Consider the following 19,952-nt stretch of genomic DNA (forward strand, 5'->3'; position numbering starts at 1 on the left):
TGGAAAGTCATCTAAATAGTTCATCCTCTAACCAATTTATCGCCAAATCGAGGGATTGCTCATATCCTTTTGAAATTGTCTTGTTGCTGATTTTCTTCGCTTTACCGTAGTCGCTAAACAGCGCGACCAACTGGTTGTCCGATGGCGGAGACACAGGATCCCCCTCCATACTCATCGCCAGAATCGGCACCTTAGTTTTTCGGCTGGAGAGAAAACCTTGCACTTTGAGCGACCAAGCCATCATCTGGCCGGCCAGACTGTTGATGTCGACAGCCGATTTGCCCATGCGCGAAGCCAGCACATCCAAATACATTTTTGACATCATTTTCAGTTTATTCGGTGACGACAACACATCGTGAATCGGTGCCCCCAGCGAGACACACGCTTTGATTTTCTCTTGTTCGAGAAACGACAGACGCACCATGGCATTGCCGCCAAACCGGAAGCCAATGAGTCCGACGCGGCGATGATCGACCCAAGGCAGTTTAGGTAACTCATTTAAGACGGCCTGATGGAGGCAGGAGGAATCTTCACTCAACGGCCAGTGGCTGCTGTGCCCGATGGAGGGCATATCGACCGTCAACATCGCGATATCCCGCTTGGCAAAATGATCCCGAAACAGACGCCACATGTCGGTCTGTAAACTGTCCAGCCCGGCGCTGACCATCACCACAGGTTGTGGCTTTTCGGTGTTCGATAGGTGCAGATTAGCGATGATGCGTTTATTTTTATACGGTACTTCAATCTGCTTGATGACGTACTTAGTTTTCTTCGCTGCATCGTTATAAGCGCTGTTGGCCAGCACCTGCGCCTGCAACGCCAGGTTGTCATTTTTCAGATGCGGATAACCGGCGATGCTAAAGCACAACGAAGCCGAGAACAGCTCATCAGCGGCTTTCTCACCCTGCATATCGTTGGCCCTTTTCTGATACAGCATACCAAGCCGGGTCCACTCATACGTCCAGTTCCCGCCGTGGTAGCCCATCACCGTATCCAGCCATTCATCCCGGGTACGCGAATGTTTGGAAGACGCGATGCGCGCCAGCACGCTTTCCATCTCTATTGGATCAATGCCCTGCCAGACCCATTGCAGCCGGCGCAAGTTGCGATACCAGGAATGCTGCTCCTGCTGCTGCTTTTCCTCCAGCGCCACCTGACTGCTCGGCATATATTGCGTCAGTGCTGATGTCTCTTTGGCTTGTTTGTGTTTGACAAAAAGCGTTTCTGAGAGGTTCTTGCTGGTTGGTTCTGACATGACATCTTCCGGTTATTGCTTCTGTTCAGGTTATAGTAATAAAAAAAATGACCCATTAAAGGGTCATTTTTCAAAATATTATTTTTTAACCGTGCTTACTTCTGTTTACGGTTGATCGGCTCAATGTATTGAATCGCCATATCCCACGGCTGTTCAATCCAGGTGTCTTGAGCAATATCAACAACATAATCATCCAGCAGTGCTGCACCGGATGGCTTAGCGCACACTGCAATCAATTTCGCTTTCGGGTACATTTCACGCAGCTTGCGAGCAGTGTCGCCGCTGTCGACCAGATCTTCCACAATCAGATAGCCTTCACCGTCACCTTCCGGTGCTTTCAGAACACTCATGTCACGTTGATGATCGTGATCGTAGCTGGAGATACAGATCGTATCGACGTGGCGGATGCCCAGTTCGCGCGCCAGGATCGCCCCCGGAACCAGACCACCACGGCTGACTGCCCAGATCCCTTTCCATTGCTCTGCCGGCATTTGTTTTTCAGCCAGCTCACGGCAATGTGTGTGCATCTGGTCCCAAGTGATAATGAATTTTTTGCTCATTGTAGAAAACCTAATAACTTTTTAATTGAATTCGTTAAGCCACGACATATTTGATGATGAAAATCGCTGCCATGACCCAGACGCTGAGGGAGACATCGCGTCCTTTACCGCTGAACAGTTTGATCGCCGCGTAAGCGATAAAACCCATTGAGATACCTTCAGCGATAGAAAATGTCAGTGGCATCAGCAGGCAGGTCACCACCACAGGGGCCGCTTCTGTCAGATCCCGCCAGTCAATGCCAACCAGGCCAGACAACATCAGGATCGCGACATAGAACAGCGCACCTGAGGTTGCGTAAGCTGGGATCATCCCGGCTAATGGCGAGAAGAATAATGCAAGAAGGAACAAAATGCCAACGACAACCGCGGTCAGACCGGTGCGACCACCAGCCGCTACCCCAGACACACTTTCGATGTACGATGTGGTGTTGGAAGTCCCGAGCAGAGCGCCCACAGAGGTCGCCGTTGAATCGGCCAGCAACGCTTTGTTCAACCGTGGAATTTTGCCATCTTTGCCAATCAGTTCCGCTTTGGTCGCGACCCCGACGAGTGTCCCCGCCGTATCAAACAGATCGACAAACAGAAATGCAAACACTACAGAGATCATGCCCACTTCAAATACTGACGAGAAATCCAACTGCATAAATGTTGGCGCAATGCTCGGAGGAGTCGACATTACCCCGCCCCATTGCACATCACCGAATACCAGCCCTAAACCGGTCACCGCCAGAATGGCAATCATCACCGCGCCTTTAATGCCACGATGAACCAGAGCAATCGTCAGGAAGAAGCCTATCGCGCCCAGTACCGCATGCAGTGAGGTAATTTCCCCCAGCGAAACCAGCGTTGCCGGGTTATCCACCACGATCCCGGCATTCTTCAGAGCAATGAATGCCAAGAACAGACCGATACCTGCTGAGATCCCGGTACGCAATGACAAAGGAATCGAGTTGATGATCCACTCACGGATACGAAACAGGCTCAATAAGATAAACAGCACGCCCGACATAAAGACCGCGGCTAAAGCCACCTGCCAGGTGTATCCCATCCCCAGCACTACTGAATAGGTGAAAAACGCATTCAGGCCCATGCCTGGGGCCTGGGCGATCGGGTAATTAGCGACAAAGCCCATGATAAAACAGCCAATGGCCGCTGCCAGACACGTGGCAACAAACACCGCGCCATGATCCATCCCAGTGGCTGTCAAAATACTAGGGTTGACAAAAATAATGTAAGCCATTGTGAGGAAAGTCGTCATCCCCGCAATGATCTCAGTTTTGACTGAAGTGCCGTTCTCACTGAGCTTGAATAGCTTCTCGAGCATGATCAAATCCTATTTAGGTCAAAAGTAAACGGTTGCGTAATCGATTGGCCGAAGATTATAAAGTTATCAAATATTAAATTCCAGACGGAGTTATGGCTCAAGGCGATATTTTTCGGGGATTTGATGTGTCAGAAACGTCAGGTAATGGATTGCAAATCGACAAAACATTTAAAAATCATAAACTAACAAAAAGCGTCTAAGGCAAACTAATTGGTGTATTTTTCAACACTTTCTCAATCTTATATGGATAAACAGCGACAATTTCCGCAGTTAATATATGAAGTATCACGAATACGTCAGGAGGGATTTGTGCACAAATGGAAACCCAGCGTTAGTATTAAAGCTCTATCGATGGGCTGTTAGCAGGATAAAAAAACGCCACTCAAATTGAGTGGCGGTTGAATCATGTCAGCTAATCAGCTGTAAAGATATTCCAATATAGGGGTGAACAAACTGTTCGAGTCACAAGCGTGAGATCTTAATAACCAAAGCTTGTTGGGTATGCAAAGTTGCCAGTGTAAACAGAGTTGTTTAGCCAGAACGCTGCAGATGGTAAACCTTTCATAACTATCACCTTCTAAAATCAATATAAAAAACAATGCGTTGATTTCTCGGTTCCCTGGAGGCGATAAATCGGACTCATCCTTTGAGCATTTACTCTTCATCTCAGAAGCTGGTTACAAATATACCACCAAGAAATTTAATTACAAGAACAAAAGTGACTCCAGTCACAAAAAAATCACCAAATGACCAAGATTAATAAATTATTGTAATTAAATTACATAATTGTCAGCTTATTAAAGAAACAAGTTACCAAACCTTACTAAACCAAAAGCATATGACATTATGATGTCAGTAATAATGAACGCCAGAAATGTGACCACCGCGAGCGATTTCCTGGCTTGAGTGACTACTCGCTATTTAAAGACAGTGGTATGCTGTCGCCTCAGTCTCGCTCACCAGATCCAGTGATTTGCTCTGTCGTATCGAGCCTTATCCAACATAAGATCTGGACATTCACACCTTAAGGAGTCATCCGTGTCTGAATTCCATTCTGAAATCAGTAACTTGTCACCTGCCCCGCTTTGGCAGTTTTTCGATAAGATCTGTTCTATTCCTCACCCTTCCAAACATGAAGAAACGCTGGCGCAATACATTGTTGATTGGGCAACCAACCAGGGCCTGGACGTACGTCGCGACCCAACGGGCAATGTGTTTATTAAGAAACCAGCGACCGCGGGCATGGAAAATCGAAAGGGTGTGATTTTGCAGGCACACATCGATATGGTGCCGCAGAAGAACGAAGACACGGAACATGATTTTGCTCAGGATTCGATTCAACCCTACATTGATGGCGAATGGGTCACCGCCAAAGGCACCACGTTAGGGGCTGACAACGGCATTGGTATGGCATCCTGTCTCGCAGTACTGGCTGCCAAGGATCTTAAGCACGGTCCGCTGGAAGTCTTACTGACCATCGATGAAGAAGCCGGTATGACCGGAGCATTTGGTCTCGAAGCCGGTTGGCTGGAAGGGGAAATACTGCTCAATACCGATTCCGAGCAGGAAGGCGAAGTGTACATGGGCTGCGCTGGCGGTATTGACGGTGAAATGACGTTTACGATTGAACGCGAAGCACTGCCCGCCGGTTACACCACCCGTCAGTTGACCCTTAAGGGATTAAAAGGTGGTCACTCAGGTTGCGACATTCATACTGGTCGCGGAAACGCCAATAAACTGCTGGCACGTTTTCTGGCCGGCCACGCCCAAGAGCTGGACCTGCGCCTGATCGAATTTCGTGGTGGTAGTTTACGCAATGCCATTCCCCGTGAAGCTTTCGTGACCATCGCCGTGCCGGCAGATAACGAAAGTCGACTGGCTAAGCTGTTCGATCACTACACAGCCCTGATACAAACCGAGCTGGGTAAAATTGAAACCGGCATTGTTACTTTTAATGTTCCCGTCACCACCGATCAGACGGCTCTGTCCCGCCAAGATCAGCAACGCATTATTGCCGCGCTCAATGCTTACCCGAATGGGGTGATCCGCATGAGTGATGAGATCGAAGGGGTAGTGGAAACCTCTTTGAATGTCGGCGTCGTGACTACACAGGCCAGCAGCATCAGTGTGCTGTGTCTGGTTCGCTCGCTGATTGATTCAGGACGCAATCAGGTTGAAAGCATGTTGTCTTCAGTTGCTGAGCTGGCTGGGGCTGAAATAGTTTTTTCTGGCGCCTACCCAGGTTGGAAACCAGATGCTGACTCACAAATCATGGCAATTTTCCGCGACATGTACGAAGGCATCTACGGCCACAAACCGAACATTATGGTGATTCATGCCGGCCTGGAATGTGGTTTGTTCAAAGAGCCGTATCCGAACATGGACATGGTGTCATTCGGGCCAACCATCAAGTTTCCACACTCACCGGACGAAAAAGTCAAGATCGACACCGTAGCCCTGTACTGGGAACAAATGGTGGCGCTGTTGGAAAACATTCCGGAAAAAGCCTAATCCCCTAATAGAGAGCCGGCTCTCTGCCGGCTTTTTTCTCACAAACTCCCATCCAATCAGGTTGTAATCGCGCCCACCTAGACTATAGTTTGAAGTAAATAACTTTAACGGCAGCTTTGCGTAAAACCATACTTGATACAATATGTTATGTGTTATAGCAAACTGATAAATATGGTGTATTCCGTCGATATTCACACGCCGCACCCGACCGCTGACAGGATAAATATTTTTTATCGTAACGGTCACTTATTTTCGTTAGTCACAGCTGTAACTGGTTGTTACAGTCCGCCCCCTTGAAGCGCCTATGGACAAACCATCTTGTCCTCTTCAAGCGATTACCCCGTGTAATGTCGTGGATGTCTCCATCCCGGATGATATCTGAAATTCTCTCTGACAATGATTGTTACTGCGATGAAAGAAAAACTACTCGTTGGTTGGCGTGAAACGCTCAGCCTGCCGGAGCTTGGTATTAATCAAATTAACGCCAAAATTGATACTGGCGCCAGAACATCTTGCTTGCACGCATTTAAAGTCGAAAGCTTTATTCAGGACAACACCACGTGGGTGCGCTTCTGGCTTCATCCGAAACAGCACGACGCGCACGAAGAGGTGATTTGCGAAGCCAAAGTCATCGACGAGCGCGTGGTACGCGACTCCGGCGGACATGAAGAAAAGCGCTACGTTATTCAAACCGTCATGAGCCTGGGCGGAGAAACCTGGCCAATCGAAATTACTCTGACTAACCGTGAAAACATGGCGTTTCGCATGTTGCTGGGCCGTACCGCCATGCACAATCGTATCATTGTTGATCCGGTACAATCGTTTTTAATCCCATTTGAGGAGCTACCACAATGAAAATTGGTATTCTGTCACGTAATGCTCGCCTTTACTCAACCCGACGCCTGATCGAGGCCTGTAAAGAACGAGGGCACGAAGTTAAGGTCATCGACGCGTTGCGTTGTTACATGAATATCAATTCGGACAAACCGGAGATCCACTTTAAAGGGGAAGAGTTGTCCGGTTTCAACGCGATCATTCCTCGTATTGGTGCCTCGGTAACCTTCTATGGCGCAGCCGTATTGCGTCAGTTTGAAATGATGGGCGTTTACCCGGTAAACGAATCGGTTGCCATCACGCGTTCCCGAGACAAACTGCGCTCAATGCAGTTGCTGTCACGCAAAGGGATTGGCATGCCAATCACTGGCTTTGCCAGTAAACCGGATGACGTTAAAGACTTGCTCGACATGGTCGGCGGTGCGCCTGTCGTGATCAAACTGCTGGAAGGTACGCAAGGCATCGGCGTGGTACTGGCGGAAACCCGTAAAGCGGCCGAGAGTGTGGTCGAAGCCTTTTTGGGCCTGAAAGCCAACATTATGGTGCAGGAATACATCAAAGAAGCGGGCGGTGCCGATATACGCTGCTTTGTGCTTGGTGATAAAGTGATTGCAGCGATGAAACGTCAAGGCGCAGAGGGCGAGTTCCGCTCGAATCTGCACCGTGGCGGCAGCGCATCGCTGGTCAAAATTACGCCAACTGAACGACGCACTGCAGTCGAAGCTGCGAAGATCATGGGGCTGAATGTGGCTGGTGTCGATCTGCTTCGTTCTGAACGCGGGCCACTGGTCATGGAAGTGAACTCTTCACCGGGTCTCGAAGGTATCGAAAAAGCCACCGGAAAAGACATCGCCGGTATGATTGTTGAGTTCATCGAGAAAAATGCGGCAAGCAGAAGGACAAGAACTCGTGGCAAAGGCTAAGCGCAATAACGTATTTGAATTTCAAGGCGAAACCATTCTTCCGGGCGAACGCAAAGCGTTCGAACTGGAAGCGGCCAAGCTGTATACCCACTCCCCATTGTCCATACCGGTAGAAGTGATCAATGGCCGTTTTAGCGGCCCGGTCCTGATGGTCAATGCCGCCATACATGGCGACGAACTCAATGGCGTAGAAATCGTACGTCAGTTGATCAACACCATTGACGCCACCAAACTGAAAGGCACGCTCATCGCCGTGCCGATCGTGAATGTGTTTGGTTTCATCCATAAGTCACGTTATCTGCCGGACCGCCGCGATCTCAACCGCTGCTTTCCGGGCAGCAACAAAGGCTCATTGGCCTCACGTATGGCGCATACGTTTTATTCTCAGGTGGCTGAGCGCTGTGATTACATCATTGACCTGCATACCGGCGCGATCCACCGCACTAACCTGCCGCAGATCCGTGCCGACCTGAGCAACCCGGAGACCATGCGTATCGCCAAGGCGTTCGCCACACCGGTGATTGTCGATGCACCACTGCGTAACGGCTCGTTGCGTAGTGAAGCCGAACTGCAAGGCATCCCGGTGCTGACTTATGAAGCAGGCGAAGCGCTGCGTTTTGAACCGATCTGCATTAATGCCGGTTTCATTGGTATTCAGCGGGTCATGCAGACCATCGGCATGCTCAGAGCAAGCCGTAAAAAGCTGCCCACCCCGGTGATTGCTAAGTCAACCAGTTGGTTGCGGGCCGAAAGCGACGGCATTTTGCGTACACTGGTCACCTTAGGCGAACGGGTTGAACGTGGTCAGATCCTGGCTTACATCAGTGCGCCGCTGGGGCATGATGAAATCGTCCTGAAAGCCAATAAAGGCGGTGTGGTCATCGGTCAGCAAACCTTGCCTCTGGTCAATGAAGGAGACGCGATTTTCCACCTGGCGTATTTCACAGAAGACGACGAAGAAGTCGAACAAGCCGTGGGTGAGTTTATCGGTGAAGTGGTGGAGCTCGATGCTGAGCCTTTGACCACCGGTCAAATGACGCCGCCCAACTCGGCCTCTTAAGCTAAAAAAGCCCGCAATCTCGTGCGGGCTTTTTTGGGGGCGTAATCGCAGTATTAACCAAACGAAGCCCAGATAACCGTCGCCACCAGCAATGGACAAACGAATTTCACGTACACGGGCCACAACTTACCAAACCAGCCCTGCGTAAACTCCGGATAGCCCTGCTCCAGTTCCTTGACCTTAGCATTGCGGCTCCAGACCCAACCACCAAATAAACAGAAAAGCAACGCGGCCATCGGCTGCAGGTATTGCGTGGCAACGGTCGCTACTAGGCCGAACAGCTCTGCAAAGTGATACACGATCACCGTACTGAACAAGGCAATCAATCCCCCAAGTACCCAACTGGTGGCGCTGCGCTTGGTATTAAAGCGTTCACTGACCAACGCGACCGGACACTCCAGCATCGAAATGGATGAGGTCAACGCGGCTATCATCAGTAACACAAAAAACACCACAGAGAAAACTTGTCCCAGCAAGCCCAAACTGTCGAACATCAGCGGCAACACCGTGAAAACCAAGGTGTCTGAACTGAGCAGTGAGCCATCTTCAGCATAGATCTGCACACCTTTGTTCATCGCAACAAACATCGCAGGCATCACCACCAATCCGGCAATAAATGCCACTGCAGTGTCCACCAGAGTGACGTTCATGGCCATCTTAGGCAAGTTCTCTTTTTTACTCAGATAAGAACCATAAATCAGCATCGAACAACCGCCGATGGTCAACGAAAAAAATCCTTGTCCCATGGCAGCCAGAATCAGCTTCCGGTCCCAGATCTTGTTAAAGTCAGGCAGCAGATAATGCTGCAGACCTTCCATTGCGCCGCTTTGGGTCATGATGTAGACAAACAGAACCGCAAACAGGACAAACAGAGCCGGCATCAGGCGTGTGGACCATTTCTCAATGCCTTGCTTCACTCCGCCCTGAACAATCAGTATCGTCAGCACATAAAACGTGATAGTACCAAACAGGTTGCGCTCAATACTGAAGCCCTTCAACCAAGCCGTGAGGGTGTCCAGCCCCAGAATGTCCGTCACCGCGCCCAACATGAAACAGATCAGCCAGCCACCGACGATACTGTAAAACGCCAGCACAGCGCTCGGAACACTGAGGCCAATCCAGCCGACCAATCCCCCCAGCTTCTTACCCAGCGGATTCGACGTCAGCGAACGCATGCTGTCGACCGGGTTCGCCTGGCCAGAGCGGCCTATTGCCATCTCAACGACCAGCATCGGAAACGCCACAATGAGGATCAGAACCAGGTACACCAGCAGAAAGGCGCCACCACCATTGCTGGCGGCCTGCGTGGGAAACCCCCAGATATTACCAAGCCCGACAGCCGCACCCGCCGCTGCAAGAATAAAGCCCATCCGCGAACCAAAATGTTCACGCGGAGCGGAAGAAGATTGTTGAGGTGCCATACTACTCACATGTACCAATAAACTAGCTGACTAGTACAATATGGTACTCACGCTTCGTTCACAAGCTCATTGCTCAGCATTTGACCGGACTCTGGGCAATTGCTTTGTTCTCAAACTGTAAAATTATCAATACACAGAGCTGATACCCCGGGTATCAGCCATCAATATGATTTCGTGAAGTGCGCCGAAGCCGCACTGCAACTTGCATATCAAACAGACAACACTCGTGAGATCAGGCGAGAATTTATAAATTTATCATAGTATTACAATGACACGGTCGCTTTCTGACTTATTAGTTAAAGGTCTTGAACCTCGAAACAGATAAGGAGAAAATGATGCGTTCACCTCTACTCAGGACGGCTATCCTGACAGCGATTGGGCTCAGCGCCCCTGCGCTGGCCTACCAGTGCGATCCGTTGGCGGAATGGGACTCACAAAGCACTTATACATCGGGCGACGAAGTACAGAGAGCCGCTCAGGCGTTTCGCGCCAACTACTGGACTGCCGGGGATGATCCGCTGGCCCACTCTGGTGACTGGCAGGAGTGGCAAGCTCTGGGGCCATGTGATCAGAGTGATAATCAGGCACCGCAAGTGTCGCTCATCTCCCCGGTCAACAACGCGCAAATTCCACAAGGCAGTACTATCACGCTGAAAGCCAGTGCCGAAGACAGCGACGGCAGTATCAGTCATGTCGATTTTCAAATTGACGGTCAGACCGTCGCCACCGTCACTCAAGCGCCGTATCAGACGAGCTGGACAGCCACCCTGGGCGCTCAACAGGTGACAATTGTCGCTACTGACAATCAGGGTGCCACAACGACGCAAAGCACCACCATCCAAGTGACGCCGTCTGGAGACCTGATCCCGCCGACAATCTCACTGACCAGCCCTAGCGGCAGCGAATCCGTCAACGAAGGCAGCTCACTGACTCTCAGTGCCGAGGCCAGTGACAGTGACGGCAGCATCATTGATGTCACGTTCCTGATCGATGGCGCGCCCGTTGCGACCGTGACCTCATCACCATACCAATACCACTGGGCAGCTCAGGCGGGAGAACACACCTTCAGCGCCCGTGTGACGGACAATGATCAACAATCCACCAGCAGCAAAAGTGTCAACCTCACCATCGCCGGTGCCGGAAACGGTGGCTGCGCCGGTCTGCCGCTATACAGCGCAGGCACCAGTTACTCTGCCGGTGAACTGGTACAGAACAGCAATCAAAAATACCGCTGTGACATTGCTGGCTGGTGCTCATCGTCTTCTGCGTGGGCGTATGAACCGGGCAAAGGTGAATACTGGCAAGAAGCCTGGAGTGCTCAAGGCGCCTGCTCCGCGCCGCCGAGCGTGACATTAACCAGCCCGGCCCAAGGTCAGGTTTTTCTCGCCGGCAGCAACGTCACGCTCAATGCTGACGCCAGCGACAGTGACGGCAGCATTAGCAAGGTCGAGTTTTTTGCCAACAGCCAGTCATTGGGTAGTCTGGCTCAGCCGCCTTATCGTACCGGCTGGTCGGCGACAACATTAGGCTCCAACACGCTCAAAGCAGTGGCGACCGACAATGAAGGTAACCGCGCAGAAAGCAGCGTCACAGTGACCGTCAGCGATCAGGATTTAGTGGTCGCGCTGACCTCTCCCGCTTCCGGCCAGAACCTGGCGTTAGGTAAAGCCACCACCTTAAGTGCCGATGCCACATCACTGACAGGCAGCATCCGTCAGGTGGACTTTGTCGTCAACGGCGCTGTCGTAGGCACCGACACCAGTGCGCCGTATCAGTACAGCTGGACACCGGGCGCTGTCGGCGACTACACCATTGCCGCCGAAGCGATCGACAACAGCGGGCAGCACAGTTTGTCCGACGCGGCGTCGGTCAAAGTGGTGACGCAAGTCGAGAAAAAACACAAACTGATCGGTTACTGGCATAACTTCGTTAACGGAGCTGGCTGCCCTATGCCTTTGGCTGACATGTCGGATGCCTGGGATGTTATCGACATCGCCTTCGCCGAAAATGATCGCAACAGCACCGGCACGGTCCACTTTAACTTGTACTCAGGAGATATCCACAGCAGCTGTCCGGCGCTCAATCCTGCTCAGTTCAAGCAGCAGATGGCCGCGCTTCAGGCTAAAGGCAAAAAGTTTGTCCTGTCACTCGGGGGAGCGGAAGGTACCATTACGCTCAATACCGATGAAGATGAAGCGCATTTTGTCAGCAGCCTGACTCAGATTATTCAGGAGTGGGGGTTTGATGGTCTGGACGTGGATCTGGAAAGTGGCTCAAATCTGGTTCATGGCTCTCAGATTCAGGCCCGACTGGGTCGTGCGCTGTTGCAGATTGAGCAGAACATCGGTGGTGATATGTACCTGACGATGGCGCCAGAGCACCCATATGTTCAGGGCGGCTTTGTCGCTTACAGTGGCATCTGGGGCGCATACATTCCGGTGATCGATCAAGTTCGTGATACGCTCGATTTGCTGCATGTTCAGTTGTACAACAATGGCGGCTTGCCCAATCCGTATATGGCGGGCAGTGTGCCGGAAGGATCGGTCGATATGATGGTGGCACAATCAAAAATGCTGATCGAAGGCTTTGAGCTGGCAGACGGTAGCTTCTTTGCTCCACTGCGTGATGATCAGGTCGCCATAGGCTTACCATCCGGTCCAAGCTCTGCGAACTCGGGTCAAGCCCCGACTCAGAACATTCTGGATGCGCTCGACTGCCTGACAAAAGGCACCCAGTGCGATACGCTCACACCGGCATTCAACTACCCGAATTACGCTGGTGTCATGACCTGGTCGATCAACTGGGATCACCATGACGGTTACAATTTCTCCGGGCCCGTCGGAGACAAATTGACGCAGATGAATAACGCGCAGTAACACGCTCGACAAAGAAAAAGAGCGCCATGCGGCGCTCTTTTATCTGATATTTATCAGATGCTGAATACCTGATAATTCTTTAACTCGGGAACTTTTTCATGCAGTGACTGTTCCTGACTGGCCATATCATCCAGTGAATCACAGAACTCTTGTCCCTGCTTCTCCAACGTGGCCGAATGCTCTCTGACTTTCGACTCCACCTTGGCCTTAAGGGCATTCATGTTGTCCGCCAGTTCGGTCAGGTTCAACCCACCGTCTTCTTTCATCTTGCCGGACATGGCATTAAATGCGCTGGTAATGAACTCGTCATTAAAGACTTGCTTCGCACGTTCAAAATCCCGCGCCCACTCTGCGCTCATTTGCTCAAACGTTTCCGCCGGAATGATCAAATCACCGTCTTTGTAGTACCGCGCCTGTACATCGGCAAAAAAGCGCTGCATCGACGCTTTGACGTTATCAAATGAATTGGGCGCATCCAGACTGACCGCAATATCATCGATGATGCTGTTGGCCAGCTCCATGCCCTCACTCGCCAGTTGCTGAGCTTTTGGCAGGTAAGCACTCATGCTTTCGCGGTAACGGTTGATCGCCGCCTTCTGCTCCGGACTCAATGCGATCCACTGACCATCGATTTGCAGTGCGTCTTTTTCCAACACAGCCTTATCACCACTGGCTTGATGGATCTCGACTTTATCGCCGTCCAGATGAATCTCGTTTTTTATATCGACCCGGCACTGCGCCGCCATTGTACTGTGACTGACGAGCAAGGCGCCGATTAACATCAACTTCTTCATAACATTCCCTGCGGTGGTGTTTTCCGAAACCATAGCAAATATCAATAAATATCGTGTCAGGATACCGTCACGACTTGGTAACCAATCGTGTCCTCTCCCATACGAAACTCGATATCATCACCCTGATAAGTACCGTACAAGGCTTTCCCCAATGGCGCTTGAGGCGTCATCACTTTGACGGGTTCGCCCTGCCACTCAACTTCCAGTCCACCAGCACACGGTCCGATGAAGAAGCGGCTGATACGGCCGGCCTCATCCTCAAGCTCTACATACGCACTCATGGTGATCTTACCATCATCACAGTTACGCAGGCACAATTGGCGAAACTGACGCAATTCCTCTTCACAAGCTTGCACCCGCATGGCCTGGCCATGCGCCAGGTACGCGGCTTCGAGTGCCAGCGTATCGTATTTATGTTCAGGTACGGTTTCCTCGTCCGTTGCGGCGTCAATCGCGCGCTGCGTCGCAGAGCGGGCCACCTGCAGTTGCTCTTCCAACTGGGCCACTATTTTTTGCTGAAGATCGGATTTATTCATACTTTTCAGGTGCAATCTCTAAGGAGCTACAGCATAGAATCAGGTAGTATGGAGAGCAAGGCAAAGATGGAACGGAATAAGCAATGATTCAACAGACGTTAAAACGGGTATTCGGCTTTGAGCAGCTAAGGCCAGGACAAGAGCAAGTCATCAATACGCTCATGCGCGGTCAGTCTGCAGCAGCCATTTTTCCTACCGGCTCAGGCAAATCGCTCTGCTACCAGCTCCCGGCTCTGGAACTGCCGCACCTGACCCTGGTTATCTCCCCTTTACTCGCGCTGATGAAAGATCAACTGGCCTTTTTGCACAGCAAAGGAATTGCCGCCGCTTCGATCGACTCCTCTCAGGATCGCCAAACCACTCAGCAGGTGATGCAATCGGTGCGAAACGGCGACACTAAGATCCTGATGATTTCTGTCGAGCGCCTGAAGAATGAGCGCTTTCGTCAATTTATCTCACAAGTTCCCATCTCACTGCTGGTGGTAGACGAAGCTCACTGTATTTCCGAATGGGGGCACAACTTTCGTCCGGACTACCTCAAACTGCCTCACTACCAACAGATGCTCAACATTCCTCAGGTACTGTTGCTGACCGCCACCGCGACCCAAGACGTCATTACGGACATGCAGCGCAAATTTGCTCTCAGCCCTGATAACATTATCGTGACTGGCTTCTATCGTTCCAATCTGGATCTGACCATTCAGCCCTGCCAAGAAGAGCATAAGTTTCCAGCCCTGCTGCAGACCTTGGAAGCGGATCCACAGGCAGCCACCATTATTTACGTCACACTCCAAAACAGCGCCGAACAACTGGCTGAGTCGTTGCGACAATCGGGGATCGAGGCCGAAGCCTATCACGCAGGGCTGAAAGCCGATGTCCGTGAACGCCTCCAGCAACGTTTTATGCGCAGCGACATAGCCTGCATTGTGGCGACCATTGCTTTCGGTATGGGCGTCGACAAAGCGGACATACGCCGGGTAATCCATTTTGATCTGCCCAAATCAATCGAAAACTATTCGCAAGAGATTGGCCGGGCCGGTCGTGATGGCCAGCCGTCGCGCTGTTTGTTATTGGCCAATCAAAACGCCCTGCATGTTCTGGAAAATTTCGTCTTCGGTGATTCTCCGGATTTAGTGGCGATTCGTTTCGTCATTGAGCAGATCTATCAGCAACAAGATAACTGGGAAGTGGTGCTGCTGCGCCTGTCTCGCGACGCCAATATTCGCCAACTGCCGTTGAAAACCTTACTGGTTTATCTGGAACTGGCCGGCGTGATAGAACCCAAGTACAGCTATTTTGCCGAGTATCGGTTTAAGTTTCTCATTGACAAAGAGGCCATCATTCAGCGCTTTGAAGGCGAGCGGCGTCAGTTTACTCAAGCAGTGTTTGCGTCAGCGACTCAAGCGAGAGTCTGGTGTCAACTCGATTTTGAAGCGCTGTGGATGCAGTATCAGGGCGATCGTCAGCGCGCCATCGCGGCACTGGACTATTTTCACGAACAGGGGTGGATCGAACTCGAAAGCAAACAGATCACGGACGTCTATCAGGTGACGGATCGCTCTCAGGACATCACGCAACTCAGCGCCAACATGCACCAGTTGTTTCAAACCAAAGAGCAGCACGAAATCGAGCGCTTACATCAGTTACTCCACTTTTTTGAGTCGGATCGCTGCCTGAGTCACCGCTTGGCAGAATACTTTGCCGATCACAATGCCCCGCAACAATGCGGTCACTGCTCCGTTTGCCGTGGGCAACCAGCACAACTGCCCCGGGTCGCCACGGATGCACTCGACGCCACCCAGTTGCGTGCATGGTTGCAACCGTTTATCACGGCCAGTGACACGCCTTTGTCAGTCGAAGCACAAGCTCGTTATTTATGCGGTATCGCCACGCCGCTCAGCAGTCGTGTCAAAGCCAATAAAATGGCTGGGTTTGGCAAGCTGGAAAACGCTCCGTTTCGAGACGTCTGCGCCGCTATTCAAAAAAGCTCAGTTGCTTAGTCTGGAGCTCGGGTCTGAGCATCACGCTCAGACCGAGCAGGCGAATTTCACGTCCCTGCTGCCGCTTGAGGATATCGCGCAGCAGTACTTTGAAATACTCCCGTTCGAGTCGGTTATGGGTATGCTCAATGGTCGTTAACTGAAAATCGGCAAACTTAAGTTTGATCCCCTGCTTGCTGATCAGCTTCTCCGGACTGACTTTCTCCAGACGCCTCTCCAGTTCGGGAAACAGCTTTTCTTCAATGACCTGCCAGCACTGATCGTAACTGACGATGTTCTCGGCAAACGTCCGCTCAACACCGACCGACTTCCGTTCACGCGCCACCACCACCTCGCGATCGTCAATGCCATGGCTACGCTTCCACAACGACTGACCGAGACGCCCAAATCGCCGCAGCAGCTCACGATAGTCAGCCTGTTTGATGTCTTCACACAGGTAGTAACCCGCCGCATGCAGTTTTTCCAGCGTCACTTTGCCAACACCCGGTATTTTTTCGAGGGGCAGTTTGTCCACCACTTGCTGAACCTGATCCGGCGGAATGACCGTCTGGCCGTTGGGTTTGTTGAGATCCGAGGCTACCTTGGCCAGAAACTTAATCGGCGCAACCCCGGCCGAGGCCGTCAATTGCAGCTCGGTCCAGATATCTTGACGGATAGCTTCCGCAATCAACGTCGCAGAGCCGTGACAAAGCGAGCACTCACTGACATCCAGGAAAGCTTCATCCAAAGATAAGGGCTCTATTTTATCGGTGTAGCGGGCAAAGATCGCCCGAATATGTGCCGAGACCTGTTTGTAGACCTCCATGCGCCCAGGCACCACCAGTAACTGAGGGCAGAGTTTGAGCGCCCGCGCAGTCGGCATCGCAGAACGAACACCAAAACGCCGAGCCTCATAGTTACAGGTGCTGATCACACCGCGCTGCTTTTCGTGCCCCCCAACCGCCAGAGGCCGGTTGCGATAATGAGGGTTATCGCGCATTTCTACCGCGGCAAAAAAACAGTCCATATCAATATGGATGATTTTACGTGCTGTTTTTTCCACCTGAGCCTCTGCTTGATACTGTATACAAAAACAGTATAACACTAAGCCGTCAGAGATGGGTAGTCAGCCGGTTGTCCGGCAGGCAGGCATAAAAAAGCCCGGTCAATACCGGGCTAGTGTGTATACCATCCAGATCAGGCGATGCGGTCTTTTTCCCACGCAGCCAGCTTTTCTGCTCGAACCGCCTCACGGGCTTCGCGTTTTTTGCGCGCGTCGCAAGGCTCAGGGCAGTTACAAACCTTCTCGATACCGACGGCACCTAAACCACCGCAGCTGCCGCGTACGACTTTTTTCTGGAAGATGTATCCTACGGCCATCGCTGCGATGACCATCAGGAATACGGCAAATGTTGTCAGATAAACCGCCATTAGCTACCTCAGTGTCATTAGTTTTTCTTCGTCACGTACTGCGCAAACGTGTCAGAAGCGTACTCTTTAAAGCCATCTTCAGTTTTGACAATCAGCAGTACCGGAAGTTTTTCTTTGTTTGCCAGAGCAATCGATTCTTCTTCGCCCATTACAGAGAAAGTGGTTGCATACGCATCGGCCGTCATGCTCTGTGGGCTGATCACGGTTACCGATACTACGTGGTTTGCGATCGGCTTTCCAGTACGTGGATTAATCAAATGTGAATAACGTACGCCGTTTTCTTCGAAGTAGTTACGATAGTCCCCGGATGTGGCAATCCCATTATCACCAACCTGGATGATATCCTGTACGGCACGCTCGTTGGACAACGGTTTCTCAATGGCGATGCGCCAACCGACATTTTCCAGGTTAGTCCCTTTGACGCGCAATTCGCCCCCGACATCAACCATGTAGTCGACAACGCCCAGCTCCTGCAGATACTCAGCAACAACATCTACACCATAACCTTTGGCAATCGACGACAGGTCCACATACAGACCCGGGATTTGTTTGACCAGTTTGTTGTCGTCCGTCACCGACAGATTCTGGTAACCGATCTCCGCGCGGCGTTCAGCCAGATCCTGCTCACTTGGCGTCTGCTCCGGACGCGCTTCTGGGCCAAAGCTCCACAAATTCACCAATGGTCCTACCGTGACGTCATACGCGCCTTTCGACAATTCAGAAATGCGCAGTGCTTCACGCACCACTTTGGCGGTTGCAGCCGACACCTGGAAGGGTTCGCTACTCTTGTGCTGGTTAAAACGGCTCAGCTCAGAGTCCGGACGATAGGTCGACATCTGATCATTGACCAGCTCCAGTCGTTTATCGATCTCTGCCTGTACATCCGCTGACACGGGTAAGCCCGGTTGAGTAATGTACTTAATCGAGTAATAGGTTCCCATGGTACTGCCACTCAGGTGTACCTGTTCGCGTTTGTCACCACAACCCGCCAAGGATAAGACAATGGCCATCAGAGCCATTACTCGCATGAAGAGATGTTTCATTGTTACTCCTAAACTCACACTCATTGTTTTTTGTCGTGAGACTGCCGTTAATAACCAATCTTCACCACAAAAAACAGCTGCCGTTATTGCTTGTTCAGCATCTGGCACGAAAAATGGCTGACCATTTACATGGTCAGCCATTGATGCTGTCACGGTGGGGCTAATTAGCCACCGAAATCATCCAGCAGGATGTTTTCGTCTTCCACGCCCAGATCTTTCAGCATGCCGATCACGGCTGCGTTCATCATAGGTGGACCACACATGTAGTATTCACAGTCTTCCGGTGCTTCGTGATCACGCAGGTAGTTCTCGTACAGAACGTTATGAATGAAGCCGGTGTAACCATCCCAGTTATCTTCTGGAAGTGGATCAGACAGAGCACAATGCCATACGAAGTTGTCATTCTCAGCCGCCAGGCCATCGAAATCTTCGACGTAGAACATTTCACGCTTAGAGCGCGCACCATACCAGAAAGACATCTTACGCTTAGAATGCAGACGCTTCAGTTGGTCGAAAATGTGCGAACGCATTGGCGCCATACCCGCACCACCACCGATGAAGACCATCTCTGCATCCGTATCTTTCGCGAAGAACTCACCAAACGGACCTGAGATTGTACACTTGTCGCCTTCTTTCAGAGACCAGATGTACGATGACATGATGCCAGGTGCAACGTTTGGATTGTTTGGCGGCGGAGTCGCGATACGCACGTTCAGCATGATGATGCCGTGCTCTTCTGGGTAGTTCGCCATTGAGTAAGCACGGATCGTTTCTTCGTTCACTTTTGACTCGTAGCGGAACAGGTTGAACTTCTCCCAGTCCTCACGGTATTCCTCAGGAATATCGTAATCCGCGTATTTCACGTGGTGAGCCGGCGCTTCAATCTGGATGTAACCACCAGCACGGAAAGGTACTGACTCGCCATCTGGAATTTGCAGCTTGAGCTCTTTGATGAATGTTGCCTTGTTATCGTTAGAGATAACGGTACATTCCCACTTCTTAACACCAAAGATTTCTTCTGGAAGCTCGATGTCCATGTCAGTTTTCACTGCCACCTGACACGCCAGACGCTCACCTTCACGCGCTTCACCTTTAGTGATGTGATCCAGTTCGGTCGGCAGAATGTCACCACCACCAGATTTAATTTTTACGCGACACTGGCCACATGAGCCACCGCCACCACAAGCAGAAGATACGAATACGCCAGCACCGGCCAGTGCACTCAGTAGCTTGCCACCTGGTTGTGTAACGATCGCTTTATCAGCATCACCGTTCACAGAAATTGTAATGTCACCTGTTGGTACCAGCTTCGACTTGGCGAACAGAATCACCAGTACTAGCGCCAGTACGATCAGAGTAAACATCACGACACCAAGAATAATGTCCATTGACTATTCCTTAATTG

The 19,952-nt window shown here is 51.2% G+C and carries 17 protein-coding genes; 6 read left to right on the forward strand and 11 right to left on the reverse strand.

Annotation, left to right across the window (positions count from 1 at the left end; all coding sequences use genetic code 11):
• Window positions 1–7: 7 nt before the first annotated feature.
• The 4 genes from frsA to vcdP form a co-directional block, all read right to left on the reverse strand.
• On the reverse strand, window positions 8–1,255 hold the full coding sequence (frsA, locus tag VPR01S_RS13315; RefSeq protein ID WP_021705860.1) for an esterase FrsA: 1,248 nt from the start codon (window positions 1,253–1,255) through the stop codon (window positions 8–10).
• Window positions 1,256–1,350: 95 nt separating this feature from the next.
• Entirely contained in the window at window positions 1,351–1,815 is a 465-nt protein-coding gene (gene gpt / locus VPR01S_RS13320; RefSeq protein ID WP_021705861.1) for a xanthine phosphoribosyltransferase, read from the reverse strand.
• Between the two features lie 34 nt (window positions 1,816–1,849).
• Window positions 1,850–3,139 carry an NCS2 family permease gene (locus VPR01S_RS13325; RefSeq protein WP_021705862.1) on the reverse strand — a complete coding sequence of 430 codons (1,290 nt, stop codon included), beginning with the start codon at window positions 3,137–3,139 and terminating at the stop codon, window positions 1,850–1,852.
• Window positions 3,140–3,617: 478 nt separating this feature from the next.
• Entirely contained in the window at window positions 3,618–3,704 is an 87-nt protein-coding gene (gene vcdP, locus VPR01S_RS23280) for a small protein VcdP (protein ID WP_481708174.1), read from the reverse strand.
• Between the two features lie 473 nt (window positions 3,705–4,177).
• Here vcdP and VPR01S_RS13330 point away from each other — a divergent pair, with 473 nt between their 5' ends.
• The 4 genes from VPR01S_RS13330 to VPR01S_RS13345 all read left to right on the forward strand — a co-directional run bounded on the left by VPR01S_RS13330 (window position 4,178) and on the right by VPR01S_RS13345 (window position 8,467).
• Window positions 4,178–5,650: an aminoacyl-histidine dipeptidase gene (locus tag VPR01S_RS13330; RefSeq protein WP_021705863.1), complete on the forward strand. Its 1,473-nt coding sequence runs from the start codon at window positions 4,178–4,180 to the stop codon at window positions 5,648–5,650.
• Between the two features lie 411 nt (window positions 5,651–6,061).
• Entirely contained in the window at window positions 6,062–6,505 is a 444-nt protein-coding gene (locus VPR01S_RS13335) for an ATP-dependent zinc protease family protein (RefSeq protein WP_021705864.1), read from the forward strand.
• Complete coding sequence (gene rimK, locus VPR01S_RS13340; protein ID WP_021705865.1) at window positions 6,502–7,407, forward strand: 30S ribosomal protein S6--L-glutamate ligase; 906 nt, start codon at window positions 6,502–6,504, stop codon at window positions 7,405–7,407. The genes VPR01S_RS13335 and rimK overlap by 4 nt, the downstream gene beginning before the upstream one ends.
• Window positions 7,394–8,467 carry a succinylglutamate desuccinylase/aspartoacylase family protein gene (locus VPR01S_RS13345; RefSeq protein ID WP_021705866.1) on the forward strand — a complete coding sequence of 358 codons (1,074 nt, stop codon included), beginning with the start codon at window positions 7,394–7,396 and terminating at the stop codon, window positions 8,465–8,467. The genes rimK and VPR01S_RS13345 overlap by 14 nt, the downstream gene beginning before the upstream one ends.
• A 53-nt stretch (window positions 8,468–8,520) precedes the next feature.
• Here the strand turns inward: VPR01S_RS13345 and VPR01S_RS13350 are convergent, their stop codons facing one another.
• Window positions 8,521–9,888: a sodium-dependent transporter gene (locus tag VPR01S_RS13350; protein ID WP_021705867.1), complete on the reverse strand. Its 1,368-nt coding sequence runs from the start codon at window positions 9,886–9,888 to the stop codon at window positions 8,521–8,523.
• A gap of 335 nt (window positions 9,889–10,223) precedes the next feature.
• On the opposite strand from VPR01S_RS13350, the gene VPR01S_RS13355 reads away from it, so the two are divergent.
• Window positions 10,224–12,764: an Ig-like domain-containing protein gene (locus tag VPR01S_RS13355; RefSeq protein WP_021705868.1), complete on the forward strand. Its 2,541-nt coding sequence runs from the start codon at window positions 10,224–10,226 to the stop codon at window positions 12,762–12,764.
• A gap of 53 nt (window positions 12,765–12,817) precedes the next feature.
• Here the strand turns inward: VPR01S_RS13355 and VPR01S_RS13360 are convergent, their stop codons facing one another.
• Both VPR01S_RS13360 and VPR01S_RS13365 read right to left on the reverse strand, forming a co-directional pair.
• Window positions 12,818–13,558, reverse strand: a complete 741-nt coding sequence (locus VPR01S_RS13360; protein WP_040902762.1) for a YggN family protein — start codon at window positions 13,556–13,558, stop codon at window positions 12,818–12,820.
• Between the two features lie 56 nt (window positions 13,559–13,614).
• Window positions 13,615–14,094: a hypothetical protein gene (locus tag VPR01S_RS13365; RefSeq protein WP_021705870.1), complete on the reverse strand. Its 480-nt coding sequence runs from the start codon at window positions 14,092–14,094 to the stop codon at window positions 13,615–13,617.
• Between the two features lie 83 nt (window positions 14,095–14,177).
• Here VPR01S_RS13365 and VPR01S_RS13370 point away from each other — a divergent pair, with 83 nt between their 5' ends.
• Window positions 14,178–16,094, forward strand: coding sequence for a RecQ family ATP-dependent DNA helicase (locus VPR01S_RS13370; RefSeq protein WP_021705871.1), 1,917 nt, complete (start codon window positions 14,178–14,180; stop codon window positions 16,092–16,094).
• On the opposite strand, the gene dinB is transcribed toward VPR01S_RS13370, so the two are convergent.
• The 4 genes from dinB to nqrF form a co-directional block, all read right to left on the reverse strand.
• Window positions 16,069–17,136: a DNA polymerase IV gene (gene dinB / locus VPR01S_RS13375; RefSeq protein ID WP_021705872.1), complete on the reverse strand. Its 1,068-nt coding sequence runs from the start codon at window positions 17,134–17,136 to the stop codon at window positions 16,069–16,071. The two genes, VPR01S_RS13370 and dinB, sit on opposite strands and share 26 nt — an antisense overlap.
• Window positions 17,137–17,270: 134 nt before the next feature.
• On the reverse strand, window positions 17,271–17,504 hold the full coding sequence (gene nqrM, locus VPR01S_RS13380) for a (Na+)-NQR maturation NqrM (RefSeq protein ID WP_021705873.1): 234 nt from the start codon (window positions 17,502–17,504) through the stop codon (window positions 17,271–17,273).
• A 17-nt stretch (window positions 17,505–17,521) separates the two neighbouring features.
• On the reverse strand, window positions 17,522–18,547 hold the full coding sequence (locus VPR01S_RS13385) for an FAD:protein FMN transferase (RefSeq protein WP_021705874.1): 1,026 nt from the start codon (window positions 18,545–18,547) through the stop codon (window positions 17,522–17,524).
• A gap of 164 nt (window positions 18,548–18,711) precedes the next feature.
• Window positions 18,712–19,935 carry an NADH:ubiquinone reductase (Na(+)-transporting) subunit F gene (nqrF, locus tag VPR01S_RS13390; RefSeq protein WP_021705875.1) on the reverse strand — a complete coding sequence of 408 codons (1,224 nt, stop codon included), beginning with the start codon at window positions 19,933–19,935 and terminating at the stop codon, window positions 18,712–18,714.
• Window positions 19,936–19,952: the final 17 nt, after the last annotated feature.

Origin of the sequence: Vibrio proteolyticus NBRC 13287 (genome assembly GCF_000467125.1) — a bacterium.
GTDB lineage: Bacteria > Pseudomonadota > Gammaproteobacteria > Enterobacterales > Vibrionaceae > Vibrio > Vibrio proteolyticus.

Coding starts and splice junctions, on each gene's coding strand:
- VPR01S_RS13370 (WP_021705871.1), top strand. CDS start 14,178: ATGATTCAACAGACGTTAAAACGGGTATTCGGCTTTGAGCAGCTAAGG.
- gpt (WP_021705861.1), bottom strand. CDS start 1,815: ATGAGCAAAAAATTCATTATCACTTGGGACCAGATGCACACACATTGC.
- vcdP (WP_481708174.1), bottom strand. CDS start 3,704: ATGAAAGGTTTACCATCTGCAGCGTTCTGGCTAAACAACTCTGTTTAC.
- nqrM (WP_021705873.1), bottom strand. CDS start 17,504: ATGGCGGTTTATCTGACAACATTTGCCGTATTCCTGATGGTCATCGCA.
- VPR01S_RS13360 (WP_040902762.1), bottom strand. CDS start 13,558: ATGAAGAAGTTGATGTTAATCGGCGCCTTGCTCGTCAGTCACAGTACA.
- VPR01S_RS13355 (WP_021705868.1), top strand. CDS start 10,224: ATGCGTTCACCTCTACTCAGGACGGCTATCCTGACAGCGATTGGGCTC.
- frsA (WP_021705860.1), bottom strand. CDS start 1,255: ATGTCAGAACCAACCAGCAAGAACCTCTCAGAAACGCTTTTTGTCAAA.
- VPR01S_RS13385 (WP_021705874.1), bottom strand. CDS start 18,547: ATGAAACATCTCTTCATGCGAGTAATGGCTCTGATGGCCATTGTCTTA.
- nqrF (WP_021705875.1), bottom strand. CDS start 19,935: ATGGACATTATTCTTGGTGTCGTGATGTTTACTCTGATCGTACTGGCG.
- rimK (WP_021705865.1), top strand. CDS start 6,502: ATGAAAATTGGTATTCTGTCACGTAATGCTCGCCTTTACTCAACCCGA.
- VPR01S_RS13335 (WP_021705864.1), top strand. CDS start 6,062: ATGAAAGAAAAACTACTCGTTGGTTGGCGTGAAACGCTCAGCCTGCCG.
- VPR01S_RS13350 (WP_021705867.1), bottom strand. CDS start 9,888: ATGGCACCTCAACAATCTTCTTCCGCTCCGCGTGAACATTTTGGTTCG.
- VPR01S_RS13365 (WP_021705870.1), bottom strand. CDS start 14,094: ATGAATAAATCCGATCTTCAGCAAAAAATAGTGGCCCAGTTGGAAGAG.
- VPR01S_RS13325 (WP_021705862.1), bottom strand. CDS start 3,139: ATGCTCGAGAAGCTATTCAAGCTCAGTGAGAACGGCACTTCAGTCAAA.